General features: G+C 64.8%; 12 protein-coding genes. 5 read left to right on the plus strand and 7 right to left on the minus strand.

What is annotated here, in order from left to right:
- The first annotated feature begins 177 nt into the window (after positions 1-177).
- Positions 178-933 (plus strand): GNAT family N-acetyltransferase, encoded by a 756-nt coding sequence (locus ACK3BB_RS10915; protein WP_428924677.1) that lies wholly within the window; start codon positions 178-180, stop codon positions 931-933.
- 60 nt (positions 934-993) lie between these two features.
- On the plus strand, positions 994-2,802 hold the full coding sequence (locus ACK3BB_RS10920; protein ID WP_428924678.1) for an ABC-F family ATP-binding cassette domain-containing protein: 1,809 nt from the start codon (positions 994-996) through the stop codon (positions 2,800-2,802).
- Positions 2,803-2,840: 38 nt separating this feature from the next.
- Here the strand turns inward: ACK3BB_RS10920 and ACK3BB_RS10925 are convergent, their stop codons facing one another.
- The gene (locus tag ACK3BB_RS10925; RefSeq protein WP_428924679.1) at positions 2,841-3,728 is read right to left on the minus strand and encodes a GNAT family N-acetyltransferase; all 888 of its coding nucleotides are present in this window, start codon (positions 3,726-3,728) and stop codon (positions 2,841-2,843) included.
- A 151-nt stretch (positions 3,729-3,879) separates the two neighbouring features.
- Complete coding sequence (gene tyrS, locus ACK3BB_RS10930; protein WP_428924680.1) at positions 3,880-5,133, minus strand: tyrosine--tRNA ligase; 1,254 nt, start codon at positions 5,131-5,133, stop codon at positions 3,880-3,882.
- Positions 5,134-5,196: 63 nt separating this feature from the next.
- Between tyrS and ACK3BB_RS10935 the strand changes: the two genes are divergently transcribed.
- The gene (locus ACK3BB_RS10935; protein WP_428924681.1) at positions 5,197-6,309 is read left to right on the plus strand and encodes an anhydro-N-acetylmuramic acid kinase; all 1,113 of its coding nucleotides are present in this window, start codon (positions 5,197-5,199) and stop codon (positions 6,307-6,309) included.
- A 98-nt stretch (positions 6,310-6,407) separates the two neighbouring features.
- On the opposite strand, the gene ACK3BB_RS10940 is transcribed toward ACK3BB_RS10935, so the two are convergent.
- From ACK3BB_RS10940 to eno, 3 genes are read right to left on the minus strand one after another with little or no spacing between them, the layout of a single operon-like run.
- A complete protein-coding gene (locus tag ACK3BB_RS10940; RefSeq protein WP_428924682.1) occupies positions 6,408-6,827 on the minus strand; it encodes a cupin domain-containing protein in 420 nt (139 codons plus the stop codon).
- A 22-nt stretch (positions 6,828-6,849) separates the two neighbouring features.
- Entirely contained in the window at positions 6,850-7,356 is a 507-nt protein-coding gene (locus ACK3BB_RS10945) for a GNAT family N-acetyltransferase (RefSeq protein ID WP_428924683.1), read from the minus strand.
- Between the two features lie 4 nt (positions 7,357-7,360).
- Positions 7,361-8,638: a phosphopyruvate hydratase gene (gene eno / locus ACK3BB_RS10950; RefSeq protein ID WP_428924684.1), complete on the minus strand. Its 1,278-nt coding sequence runs from the start codon at positions 8,636-8,638 to the stop codon at positions 7,361-7,363.
- A 150-nt stretch (positions 8,639-8,788) separates the two neighbouring features.
- On the opposite strand from eno, the gene ACK3BB_RS10955 reads away from it, so the two are divergent.
- Positions 8,789-10,078, plus strand: a complete 1,290-nt coding sequence (locus ACK3BB_RS10955) for a PAS domain-containing protein (protein ID WP_428924685.1) — start codon at positions 8,789-8,791, stop codon at positions 10,076-10,078.
- A gap of 11 nt (positions 10,079-10,089) precedes the next feature.
- On the opposite strand, the gene ACK3BB_RS10960 is transcribed toward ACK3BB_RS10955, so the two are convergent.
- On the minus strand, positions 10,090-10,950 hold the full coding sequence (locus ACK3BB_RS10960) for a DMT family transporter (RefSeq protein ID WP_428924686.1): 861 nt from the start codon (positions 10,948-10,950) through the stop codon (positions 10,090-10,092).
- Positions 10,951-11,086: 136 nt separating this feature from the next.
- Between ACK3BB_RS10960 and ACK3BB_RS10965 the strand changes: the two genes are divergently transcribed.
- Positions 11,087-12,139 carry an AbrB family transcriptional regulator gene (locus tag ACK3BB_RS10965; protein ID WP_428924687.1) on the plus strand — a complete coding sequence of 351 codons (1,053 nt, stop codon included), beginning with the start codon at positions 11,087-11,089 and terminating at the stop codon, positions 12,137-12,139.
- Here the strand turns inward: ACK3BB_RS10965 and ACK3BB_RS10970 are convergent.
- Entirely contained in the window at positions 12,136-12,546 is a 411-nt protein-coding gene (locus tag ACK3BB_RS10970) for a Fur family transcriptional regulator (RefSeq protein WP_428924688.1), read from the minus strand. The genes ACK3BB_RS10965 and ACK3BB_RS10970 overlap by 4 nt on opposite strands.
- Positions 12,547-12,647 lie beyond the last annotated feature (101 nt).

Genomic DNA, 12,647 nt, shown 5'->3' on the forward strand with positions numbered 1-12,647 from the left:
CATGGTGGTTCCGCGTCGCATCTTCAGCTGCCGGACACCCGCGCCCCGTCCACGGCTGGACCGTCGGAAAACCGGCGCAGGGGCAATACCAATCTGTTAGGATCGGCTGCGAACTGCCGCCGCGACCGGGCCCCCGGTCGGCGGTCGCGCAAGATGCTGACAGACCGGAGCCCCCCGATGTCCCTGACCCTGCCTTCGTTCAGCCTGCCGTCCCTGACACGCGGCAAGTATCGGGCCTGCTTTGCGCAGGACCGCGGCGACCTGGCCGCGGCCCAGGCCCTGCGCGGCCGGTGCTTCGGCCTCAGCGATCCCGACGCGGACATGTTTGACGAATTGTGTCTGCATGTCATGATCCGGGATTTGCGCACGAATACATTGGTTTGCTGCTACCGCCTGCTGCTTCTCGAAGGCGGCGGGGACCTCGGGCGCAGCTATTCAGCACAATTCTACGAGCTGGATGCCCTCGCCGGGTTCCAGGGCCGCATGGTCGAGCTGGGGCGGTTCTGTATCCATCCGGATTGGCACGATCCCGATATCCTGCGCGTGGCCTGGGGCGCCATGACCCGGCTGGTCGATGAACAGGGGGTGCAGATGCTCTTCGGTTGTTCGTCCTTCGCCGGCACCGAAACCGACACTTATCTCGACGCTTTTGCCATGCTCAAGGCCCGCCACCTGGCGCCGCCGCGCTGGCTGCCCCGGGTCAAGGCGCCCGAGATCTTTCGCTTTGCCGCCCGGCTGCGGCGCAAGCCTGATGCCCGCAAGGCCATGCTCACGATGCCGCCGCTCTTGCGCACCTACCTTCTGATGGGCGGATGGGTCAGCGATCATGCCGTGGTCGACCGCCAGATGAACACGCTGCATGTCTTCACGGGGCTGGAAATCGGTGCGATTCCCCCCGCCCGCAAGAAACTGCTGCGCGCCGTGGCCGGGTGAAACGCCTGGGCGCTCCGATGCCCCGTTGACGCCGGCCCGCGCGCTGATTAGCTGGCGCGCATGGCCCGTATCCCGCTTCTGCAACTCACCGACATCTCGCTGACCTTTGGCGGCGAGCCCGTATTCTCCGACCTCGACCTGGTCGTCCACGAAGGCGACCGCATGGCGCTGGTTGGCCGCAACGGATCGGGCAAGTCGACCCTGATGAAGGTCATGGCCGGGCTGGTCGAGCCCGACCGCGGCCAGGTTGTCGTGCCCCAGGGCACGTCGGTCGGCTACATGGAACAGGATCCCGACATGGCCGGCTTTGCCACGCTGGGTGATTTCGCCTCGGCCAGCCTCGATCCGGGCGAGCTTTACAAGGTCGAGCAGGTGGCCGAAGGGCTGAAATTCGATCCCGGCCGGTCGGTTGGCACCGCGTCAGGCGGCGAGCGCCGGCGCGCGGCGCTGGCCCGGCTGATGGCCGAAGCGCCCGACCTGATGCTGTTGGACGAGCCGACCAACCACCTCGATATCGAGGCCATCGCCTGGCTTGAAAACCAGTTGAAATCCACCCGCGACGCCTTTGTTCTGATAAGCCACGACCGCGCCTTCCTGCGCGCGCTGACCCGTGGCACGCTGTGGATCGATCGCGGCGCGGTGCGGCGCCAGGACCGGGGCTTTGACGGGTTCGAGGAATGGCGCGACAAGGTCTGGGAAGACGAGGATTCCGCCCGCCACAAGCTGGACCGCAAGATCAAGGCCGAGGCCCGCTGGGCCGTCGAGGGCATCTCGGCCCGGCGCAAGCGCAACATGGGCCGCGTCCGGGCGCTGCAGGATCTGCGGGCGGAACGTGCCGGTCAGATCCGGCGCCAGGGCACGGCGGATCTCGCGCTCGATTCGGGGCCGAAATCCGGCAAGAAGGTCATCGAGGCCATCGGCATTTCCAAGGCCTTCGGTGACCGGTCCATCGCGAGCGATTTCTCGATCCTGGTCAACCGCGGCGATCAGGTCGCCTTTGTCGGGCCCAATGGCGTGGGCAAGACGACCCTGCTCAAGATCCTCCTGGGGGAGGTCGCGCCAGATGCCGGCACGGTCAAGCACGGCACCAACCTTGAAATCGCCGTCTTCGACCAGGCCCGGGCCCAGCTCGATCCCGATGCAACGCTGTGGGACAGCCTGACGACCGATCCGTCGATGAAAGTGTCGGGACAGGCCGATCAGGTCATGGTGCGCGGTCAGCCGCGCCATGTGGTGGGCTATCTCAAGGACTTCCTCTTCGACGAACGCCAGGTTCGCGCGCCCGTCCGGTCGCTGTCAGGCGGTGAGAAGGCGCGGTTGTTGCTGGCGCGGCTGATGGCCAAGCCTTCCAATGTGCTGGTGCTGGACGAACCGACCAACGACCTCGACATCGAAACGTTGGACCTGCTGCAGGAGCTGCTCGACGATTACGACGGCACCGTTCTGCTGGTCAGCCACGATCGTGATTTCCTCGACCGGGTGGCGACAACCACCGTCGCGATGGAAGGCGACGGGCGGGCCACGGCCTATGCCGGGGGGTGGTCGGATTACTTGTCGCAGCGCCCCGAGCGGGCCGAGCCGGTGGCTGACAAGCCCAAACCAGTGGTCAAGGCGGCGCCGAAAGCGGTGGAAAAGCCCAAGTCGGGCCTGTCCTTTACCGAGAAACACCGGCTTGAGGCGCTGCCTGCGGAAATGGAACGGCTGGAGGCCGAGATTGGCAAGCTGGAAGAACTGCTGGCCGATCCCCAGCTGTTCACCCGTGAGCCGGTGAAGTTCCGCAAGGCGACCGAGGCCTTGGTGCAGCGCCAGGAAAAGCTGGCCGCCTCCGAAGAGGAATGGTTGACCCTCGAAGAGAAAGCCGAGGGCTGACACCGGGCCGACGCGCCATGCAGACAAGGCTTGGCACGTCACGGGGCGGGGTGCATCCGGCTGGCCGTCGGTCCGGGATGGGCGCGTAACCGGCGATGTGCCAACGGCGGCCACCAGGCCCATGTGCCACCGGTCGGCCGGGCCATGGCGCCTGTGCCAAGCCGGAAGGTTGCGGTTTCGGGCGCGGGACCCTCCAACGGCCCCAGATCGAACCGTTCATAACCATGCTCTGCCAGCCATTGCATTGCCTCCCACACCAACAGGTAATGGGCGGCGCGGGCATGGCCATGGGGCGTGGTCCGGGCCAGGTGCCAGGTGGCCGCATCACCATGCAGAAGGATTAGCGTTGCAGCGATCCGCGTCGTGCCGACGAACGCGGTAAAAAGCTTGGCATCCCCGGGGTTTGCGGCGGCATAGGCCAATGTCAGGACACTGGCAGGAAGGCGGCGATCCCGGTGGCGCGTGGCAGGCCGTGGCGTGCCGAAAATCCAGTGACCCGGATCCATCGGCAGGTTCTGGCGAGTCACGCTCAGATCATGGCGCATCGCATGCCCCAGCCGGTGCCGCCACATCGGGTCCAGCCCGGCGGACAGATCGCCCTGCAACGACAATTCGATGACCTGCCGTTCACAGCCGGTGCGCAGGGCGCCGATCCGCCTCAAGGCCGGGCAGGGGCGATCGGGTGACAGCAGGAAGGGCCGGTTGCGCAGCCCGGCGTCGGCAACCAGGTCGGGCAGGCGCGCCGGATCAAGCGCGCCGCGCGGGATATGGGACAGGCGCAATCCGCCGGGCAATCGGCGGGTTGTCAGGAGCGTGTCATCCGCCAGCCGGGCCGGGCGCAGGCCGGCGGCGGTCAGGGCGCGGAAGAAGGCCGGGCTTTGCAGCAGCGGTCGTGGTTGGGAGCGGGGCGGCGCGGAATCGAACATGTCGCCATAAGAGCGCCACAAGTCCTAACACGGGGTTAACCGCGTTGGATCAACTTATCCACAAAGTCCTGACAAATGGTAAATCCGCCGCCGCAACTCATTGAAATGCCGGCAAGCGACCCCTGTCCCAGCTGTGGGACAGGGGCATGGATCAGCCTTGCAACTGAACCAGCGCGTGGCGTTTTTTCCCGGCGCTCAGCTTGAGCGGCGCGGCCAGGGCGGCGGCGTCGATCATCAGCCCGCTGTCGCTGAGCGGCGCATCATCCAGCCGGGCGCCGTTCTCGGCGATCAGCCGCTTGGCTTCCTTGCCCGACTTGGCCAGGCCCGTCCGCACGATCAGCTGCACGATCGAGATGCCGTCGCCCAGCTCTTCGGCGGTCAGCGTCAGGGTCGGCAGATCGTCCCCCACGCCACCTTTTTCAAAGACTTCCCGGGCGGTTGCCTCGGCTGCCTGTGCCGCTTCGGCGCCGTGCAGCAGGGTTGTCACCTCGTTGGCCAGCCGGATCTTGGCAGCGTTGATCTCGGACCCTTCCAGTGCGGCCAGGCGATCACATTCCTCGACGGGCAGCTCGGTATAGAGCTTGAGGAACCGGCCAACGTCGGCATCGGTCGTGTTGCGCCAGAACTGCCAAAACTCGTAGGGCGACAGCATGTCGCCGTTCAGCCAGATCGCGCCGCCCGCCGATTTGCCCATCTTGCGGCCATCGGAGGTTGTCAGGAGCGGCGTCGTCAGCCCGAAGATCTCGTGATCCGCGACGCGCCGGGTCAGGTCGATCCCGTTGACGATATTGCCCCATTGATCCGACCCGCCCATCTGCAACAGGCAGCCGTAACGCCTGTTGAGCTCAAGGAAATCATAGGCCTGCAGGATCATGTAGTTGAACTCCAGGAAGGACAGCGATTGCTCGCGGTCCAGCCGGGACTTCACCGATTCGAAGGACAACATGCGATTGACACTGAAGTGCCGCCCGATGTCGCGCAGGAAATCGAGATAGTTGAGCGCATCGAGCCATTCGGCATTGTTGAGCATCAAGGCGCCGGCCGCGCTGTCATCATAGGCGAGGTAGCGGTCGAAAACCTTCTTCATGCCGGCGATATTGGCGTCGATCGCGGCGCCATCCAGCAACGGCCGTTCGTCCGACCGGAAGGACGGATCGCCCACCTTGGTCGTGCCGCCGCCCATCAGGGTGATCGGCTTGTGGCCGCATTTCTGGTACCAGCGCAGCATCATGATGTTGAGCAGATGGCCCACGTGCAGCGACTTGGCGGTGGCGTCATAGCCGATATAAGCCGTCTGCGGGCCGGACATCAGGGCGTCGTCCAACCCCTGATAATCCGTGCAGTCCGCCAGGAATCCGCGTTCCATCATGACGTGCATGAAGTCCGATTTCGGATGGTAGGTCATGGCTTGCCTCGGCTTTGAAATGCGAGGCAGTGTATAGGCGGCAGTCAGGCAAAGGAAAAGGCCATGAATAAGGCCATCAAGGGCAGTCATACGCTTCGCGCGCTCGGGGCGATGTCGGGCACGTCGCTGGACGGGGTCGATGCAGCGGTGATCGAGACTGACGGGCATGTGATCACAAAATTTGGCGAGACCGGCTATCGGCCCTATTCGCCCGAGGAGCAGGAAGTTTTGCGCGCGGCCCTTGGGCGCTGGTCGGGGCCCGAGGTCGAGGCGGCGACGCGGGTGATCGACGCCGCCCATGCCGAGCTGCTGTCGGAGTTTCGCGACATCGATATCGTGGGTTTTCACGGTCAGACGCTGGCCCATGCGCCGCGCCTGCAAGGGACCTTGCAGGTGGGGGACGGGGCGGCGCTGGCCGAGCATCTGGGCGCGCCGGTTGTCTGGGATTTTCGCAGCGATGACGTGCGTTTGGGCGGAGAGGGCGCACCGCTGGCGCCGTTCTATCATTTTGCCTGTGCCCGGTGGATCGGGGCGACCGGGCCGCTGGGCTTTCTGAACCTGGGCGGGGTGGGTAATTTGACCTGGGTCGATCCGGCCAAGGCGACCCCCGAAGCACCCGGCGCGTTGCTGGCTTTTGATACCGGGCCGGCAAATGCGCCGATCAACGACCTGGTCAAGCGGCGGCTGGGGCGTGATTGTGATCACAACGGTGAACTGGCAGCCCGGGGACGGGTGGAAACCGGCGCGTTGGAGCTGTTCCTGGCAGAGCCCTATTTCACGCGCATGCCGCCGAAATCGCTGGATCGCAACGATTTTGCCGAGATGATCGAGCTGGTGTCCGAGCTTGGCGACAGCGATGCCGCAGCGACCCTGACGGGGATGTGCGCGGCCGGTGTCCTGCAAGGGCTGGAGCATTGTCCGGCGCCACCCGAGCGCTTGCTGGTGACGGGGGGCGGGCGCAAGAACCCGGTTTTGATGGAGATGCTGCGGGTGTCGCTGGATTGCCGTGTCGAGCCGGTGGAAGCCGTAGGGCTCGATGGTGACATGCTGGAAGCCCAGGCCTTTGCCTTCCTTGCGGTGCGGGTGGCCAGGGGAATGGCGACCTCCTGTGCGACAACAACCGGGGTGCGGGCGCTGGTCGGTGGCGGGGTTGTCAGTTGTCCGTCAGGAGCCTGAGGTTCGGTAGTCTGGCTGGCCGATGAGGGGGCGCTGCCCCCGTCCTCCGGTGGAGGACTCCCCCGGGAATACTTGAGAAGAGAAAGAAGCAGGGGGCGTCAGGCCTTGGGGATGTCAAAGCCGGGGGGCGCCAGGGTGAAGCCCTGGAAGCGGAAACCGGGGGAGACGATGCAGCTGACCAGGGTCCAGTCGCCGGTGGTGTGCGCGGCTTGCCAATGGTCGGCCGGGACAAGGACCTGGGGCGCTCCGGTGGAAAGATCGGATGTCAGGAGATGGTCAGTTGCCGGGCCGGCCTCATCTGGGGACAGCGACAGGATCAGCGGCGCGCCGGCATGGAACAGCCAGAGCTCATCGGCATCGACCAGGTGCCAGTGACTGCGCTCGCCTTTGCGCAAGAGGAAGTAGATCGCGGTGGCCTGCGCACGATCGGCGCCGGGGCTGGCCCAGGTTTCGCGGTAATGGCCGCCTTCGGGGTGGGGCGCAAGATTCAGCGCGGCGATGATCTGGTCGGCGGTCATGGAGGGCCCTTGTGGGTTGTGATCACAAATCCATTTCGAAGAAGACAAGCCGTTCGGCAAGATGCGGCGGAGCCGGCCAGTAGGGGGCGCATTCGCGAAAACCGACAGCAGGATAGAGGTGGCGGGCCGATGTCAGGACGCGGGCCGTGTCGAGGCAGACGCGGTGAAAGCCGAGGCCGCGGGCCTCGTCGATCAGGGCCTGCATCACGGCGCGACCGGCGCCCGTGCCACGGGCCGTGTCAGCCACGAAGACCCGCTTGATCTCGGCCACACCGGGGGAAATCGTCTGCATCATGCCACAGCCGACGGCGGCGCCGTTGAGCCGGGCGAGTTTCAGCGCCCCACGAGGCGGCGCGTGAAGCGTTTCGATCCGGCTGAGGATCTCCTCGTAAGCCTCTGGCTGGTAGGCATAAGTGACCACTACGTCGTCGGGTGGCGGCAAGGTGGCGAGGAAGTCGCGGAACGCCCGGGCCAGCGCCCGGATATCATCGAAATCCCGGGGGCTGACGGGGTCCGCGACAACCAGCACCGGCTTAGCCTTTCAGGATGGACGCACCGGCGTATTGAGCGATCTCGCCCAGGTTTTCCTCGATGCGGATCAACTGGTTGTACTTGGCCAGCCGGTCCGAGCGCGCCAGCGAGCCGGTCTTGATCTGACCGCAATTGGTGGCCACGGCCAGGTCGGCAATGGTGGTGTCCTCGGTCTCGCCCGAACGATGCGACATGACGTTGGTGTAACGCGCACGATGGGCCATCTCGACGGCTTTCAATGTCTCGGTCAGCGACCCGATCTGGTTGACCTTCACCAGCATCGAATTGGCACAACCCTTTGAAATGCCTTCGGCAAGACGGGCCGGGTTAGTGACGAAGAGGTCATCGCCCACCAGCTGGACCTTGTCACCGATGGCATCGGTCAGCATCTTCCAGCCGTCCCAGTCATCCTCGGACATGCCGTCTTCGATCGAGATGATCGGATAGTCCTTCACCAGGGCCTCCAGGTAGGCGACATTCTCGGCTGCATCCAGGGTTTTGTCTTCACCGGCAAGGACATATTTGCCGTCCTTGAAGTATTCCGTGGCGGCGCAATCGAGCGCCAGGAAGATCTCTTCACCGGGCTTGTAGCCGGCCTTTTCGATCGACTTCAGGATGAAATCCAGCGCATCGCGGCTGGAGGCCAGTTCCGGGGCAAATCCGCCTTCGTCGCCCAGGCCGGTGGACATGCCGGCGGCGGAAAGCTCTTTCTTCAGGGTGTGGAACACTTCGGAGCCCATGCGCACGGCGTCACGGATGTTATCCGCGGCGACCGGCATGATCATGAATTCCTGGATGTCGATCGGGTTGTCGGCATGTTCGCCGCCATTGATGATGTTCATCATCGGCACCGGCAGGATATGTGCCGAAGTGCCACCCACGTAACGATAAAGCGGCATCGCCGAGAAATCGGCGGCCGCGCGGGCCACGGCCAGCGAGACACCGAGAATGGCGTTTGCGCCCAGCCGGGCCTTGTTGTCGGTGCCGTCCAGCTCGATCATGGCCGTGTCGATGGCGACCTGTTCGGTGGCATCGAAACCGACGAGGGCTTCGGCGATCTCGCCGTTCACGGCCGCGACGGCCTCCAGAACGCCCTTGCCCTTGTAGCGGCTGGCGTCGCCGTCGCGCTTCTCAACCGCCTCGTAGGCCCCGGTGGAGGCGCCCGAAGGCACCGCGGCGCGGCCCATCGTGCCGTCTTCCAGCGTCACCTCGGCCTCGAGCGTGGGATTGCCCCGGCTGTCGAGGATTTCGCGGGCGAAAATGTCGATGATGGTGCTCATGGGTAACTCCAAGTCCCTGGATCGCCCTTGCTCTAGCCGGTTTCGACCCGTGCCGCAAACCGCGTGCGCAGTAAGGGGCTGTTAGCGATTGATGTGTAGCAATTCGGGACACGCAAGATCCAGATTCCGGGGGCAGCCTTGACCGAAGCCGTGCGCCAGACAGCAAATTTCGAACAGGAGGTGGCCGATTTCCGAATCGAGGACCTGTTCATGTCCCGGACCGATGAAAGGGGGGTGATCCGCTCGGGCAACCAGACCTTTCAACGGCTGGCGGGTTATGATTGGGAAGAATTGCTGGGCGCGCCGCACAAGGTGATCCGCCATCCGGACATGCCGAAATGTGTTTTTCGGCTGTTCTGGGACATGCTCAAGGCCGGCAAGCCGGTGGGCGCCTATGTCAAGAACCGGGCGAAGGACGGGCGCCATTACTGGGTCTTTGCGATTGCGCTGCCGGTTGAGGACGGGTTCGTGTCCGTGCGGCTGAAGCCGAGCAGCCCGATCTTCGACACGGTGAAAGGCGTCTATGCACAGCTGCTCGATGCCGAGCGGCAAGGCATGTCGATCGAAGAGGGTGTCGATCGGATCGGGGTCTTTCTCAAGCAGCATGGACGGACATCCTATCGCGATGCCATGGCGGCCTGGGTCCGGTCCGAGATCGGCGCACGGCGCACCGCGCTTGGCCGCAAACCCGATCCGGTGCTCGACGGGTTGGAGGATCTCAAGGCATGCGTCCTGAAGATTGGCAAGGAACTGGACGAGGTGCGCGGAACCTTCGAGAGCATTCGGGGCACACCGACCAACCTGCGGATCCAGGCGACGCGGTTCGGCGATGTGGCCGTGACCATTCAGATCATTTCCCAGAACTACGATCTGTTGACCAAGGAGATCGAGGCGGCCAATGCCACGATGGGCGGGATCTACGACAGCCTGCTCGAGATACTGGATGAGGATTCGTTTGGCCTGGCCGCGGTGTCGCTGCTGCAAGAGGCGTTCCGACGGTTCGAGGCCGAGGATATGCTGCCGCCGGGGATATCGATGGAGGCCGAATCGGCGATCATCCAACCCCATACGCGCAAGTTCAGCGCCCGGGCCGACGTGATGCTGAAACGGACCGAAGAGCTGGTGACCCAGGTCCGGCAATTGCAGCGCATCGTCTCGGGGCTGGCCGTGACGCGGGTGATGTGCCGCATCGAAGAGGCGGGGTTGAGCGGAGATTCGGGCGGGATCAAGGATATCGTTGGGCGGCTTCTGCAGTTCCAGACCAAGGTCATGGGCTGCATCGAGCGCATTGATACGGAATGCCGCAATGCCCATCGATCGATGACAAAGCTGGCGGTGAATTTCTCGGCCGTGCCCGACGAGATGAAGCCGCGTGGCGAAGCAGAGCGCCGGCGCATTCCGCGTGAGCCGCGCCTCAAGCCCCGGAGTTCCGCAGCCTGAGGATGGCAGTACTACCGGATGCGGCGTTCGCGCCAGAAGGTGAAAAGACCGGAGCCGATGATCAGGGCGGCGCCCGCCAGCATCAGCAGGTCTGGGCGCTCGCCGAACACAAGGGCGCCGATGACAAGGGCGAAGAGCAGGCGAAAATAGCGGAAGGGGGTCACAAAGCCCACATCGCCGATGCGCATGGCTGCAACGATGGCGTAATAGCCCGTGACCCCAAGCACCACGGCAATAGCGATCAGCGCCCAGGTATCGGGCGGGGGCGGGACGAAGGGCGCACGAGTGACCAGCGCCAGGATCAGCGAGGTCGGGGCCAGGACCAGGAACGCCAGGAAGCTGATCTGCAAAGAGGTTACGCCCCGGGGCACCTTGCGGGTCGCAATGTCGCGCAGAGCGAGGCTGATCACCGAGATCACGGCAAACAACGAGGCGGGTTCGAATGCCTCGGTGCCCGGGCGCAGAATCAGCAGAACCCCCGAAAATCCGATGACCACGGCGCTCCAGCGCCGCCAGCCGACCTGCTCACCCAGAAACAGCGCCGCGCCCATGGTCACGAGAAGGGGGGCGGATTGCAGGATGGCCGAAGCGGTCGAAATCGGAGACAGCGACAGGGCGGTCACGAACCCAAGGCTTGCGGCGATTTCGGCAAGGTTGCGCAGGTGGATAGGCCAGGCCAGCATCTCGCGGACGAAAAGCGGCGTGCCCTGGCGCAGCAACAGGGCCGCAAAGATCGACGCTCCGCCCAAGGACAGGAACAGGACGATCTGCCAAGTGGGCAAGACGCCCGACATGAGCTTGATGCACATGTCCTCGATCGCGAAACCGAGCATGGCAAATGTCATCAAGGCGGCGCCGCGCAGGTTGTCCATGAAAACCCCTTTCCTGCTGGCCGTTTATCCCAGCCCACAGCCAGCGCAAGAGGCGGTTTGATCAAATTCTACCCGCAGCCGGACGCGCGCGTACATGCCGGATGGCGAAGCCAATTCCGGAGTGGTAGCAGGGGGCATGCGACTGCGCCCCACACTCCCCGAACTTGGCACCACTTGTCTGACCCTGGTCATCGCGGCCATCGGGGCAGGGATCGCCAGATTGCTCCATTTCCCCGCGCCAGAACTGACCGGACCGGCCTTGTCCGTCACCCTGGCCGGCCTGACGGGTCTTCGGCTGGACGTGATGCCGCTGGTCCGGGCGGGGGCCTTTCTGGTCGTCGGGGTCGGCCTGGGATCGATCGTGACCACGGAAACCACGAGCGCGCTGACACGCTGGCCACTGGCATTTGTCATGTTGACCGTCAGCCTGATCGTGACCATGGCCCTGTGTCAGCTGGTCCTGCGCCGTGTATTCGGGCTGGACCGGCGCGCCGCGGTCCTGGCCTCGGCGCCCGGACACCTGAGCTATGTCATCAGCCTGGCGGCGTCGCTCGACATCGACATGACCCGCGTGACCATCGTGCAATCGCTTCGGCTGCTGACAATGAGCATCCTTGTCCCGTTGCTGGCCGTCCTCTTCGGCATCGATGTGACCTTGGCCGCGGTCTCCAGCAACGCGCCGTTGCCAGCGTTTGCGCTGCTCGCCATCCTCGTCATTTCCGGGGCGGCTGGCTGGGGCCTGGCTCGCCTGCACATGCCCGCCGCATTGATGATCGGCGCCATGGTCACGTCCGGCCTGGCCCATGGGTTCGGCGTGGTCGAAGGCGGGCTTAGCCCGACCGTGGCCACCTTGGGCTTTCTCGTGCTGGGAGCCCTGATCGGAACGCGGTTTTCGGGTGTCAGCCGGGGCGACGTGACCCGGGCGATGGGCGCCGGGCTGGCCACGACGGTGATCGGCTGCGTGGTCGCCGCGCTGGCGGCTATTCCGGTGGCCGCGTGGTTGGGCATGCCGACCCTGGGCATCGTGTCGGCCTTTGCACCCGGCGGATTCGAGATGATGATCGCGCTTGGTGCCGCGCTCGGGGCCAATCCGGGTTTGCTGGCCGCCTGCCACCTCGGCCGGTTGCTCATCCTGACGGTGCTGGTGCCGCTGTTCCTGGCCCGGGCCAGGAAGGCCGCTGCCGCCTAGGTCTTCTTGCGCACGCCGTACAGCTCCAGCCGATGGCCGCGCAATTCATAGCCCAGCTTGCGCGCTATGCGTTCCTGCAGCACCTCGATTTCCGGGTCGACAAATTCGATGACCTCGCCGGTCGCCAAATCGATCAGGTGATCATGGTGGTCGCGATCCGCGTCTTCATAGCGCGCGCGCCCGTCGCCAAACTCCAGTTTTTCGAGAATTCCGGCCTCTTCGAACAGCTTGACCGTCCGGTAGACGGTCGCGATCGAGATCTGGGGGTCGATTTCGATGGCCCGCGCATAAAGCAATTCGACATCGGGATGGTCGTCGCTTGTTTCCAGGACGCGGGCAATGGTCCGGCGCTGGCCGGTCATGCGCAGGCCCTTGGCCTCGCAACGGGTGATGATCGTGTCGGTCATGCGAGCGGCGGAGGGATCCGGTTTGGCGTTAGGCTACCGGTTTAGCCCGAGATGATGGGCCCTGCCAACATGCCGTTTCGCAAAAACGACACGGGGCAGGC

The sequence above is a fragment of the Marinibacterium sp. SX1 genome (assembly GCF_050389775.1).
GTDB lineage: Bacteria > Pseudomonadota > Alphaproteobacteria > Rhodobacterales > Rhodobacteraceae > Marinibacterium.

What these genes read in the sequence shown, in the direction of transcription:
- ACK3BB_RS10915 (WP_428924677.1), top strand. Translation starts at nt 178, where the DNA reads ATGTCCCTGACCCTGCCTTCGTTCAGCCTGCCGTCCCTGACACGCGGC.
- ACK3BB_RS10920 (WP_428924678.1), top strand. Translation starts at nt 994, where the DNA reads ATGGCCCGTATCCCGCTTCTGCAACTCACCGACATCTCGCTGACCTTT.
- ACK3BB_RS10925 (WP_428924679.1), bottom strand. Translation starts at nt 3,728, where the DNA reads ATGTTCGATTCCGCGCCGCCCCGCTCCCAACCACGACCGCTGCTGCAA.
- tyrS (WP_428924680.1), bottom strand. Translation starts at nt 5,133, where the DNA reads ATGACCTACCATCCGAAATCGGACTTCATGCACGTCATGATGGAACGC.
- ACK3BB_RS10935 (WP_428924681.1), top strand. Translation starts at nt 5,197, where the DNA reads ATGAATAAGGCCATCAAGGGCAGTCATACGCTTCGCGCGCTCGGGGCG.
- ACK3BB_RS10940 (WP_428924682.1), bottom strand. Translation starts at nt 6,827, where the DNA reads ATGACCGCCGACCAGATCATCGCCGCGCTGAATCTTGCGCCCCACCCC.
- eno (WP_428924684.1), bottom strand. Translation starts at nt 8,638, where the DNA reads ATGAGCACCATCATCGACATTTTCGCCCGCGAAATCCTCGACAGCCGG.
- ACK3BB_RS10960 (WP_428924686.1), bottom strand. Translation starts at nt 10,950, where the DNA reads ATGGACAACCTGCGCGGCGCCGCCTTGATGACATTTGCCATGCTCGGT.
- ACK3BB_RS10965 (WP_428924687.1), top strand. Translation starts at nt 11,087, where the DNA reads ATGCGACTGCGCCCCACACTCCCCGAACTTGGCACCACTTGTCTGACC.
- ACK3BB_RS10970 (WP_428924688.1), bottom strand. Translation starts at nt 12,546, where the DNA reads ATGACCGACACGATCATCACCCGTTGCGAGGCCAAGGGCCTGCGCATG.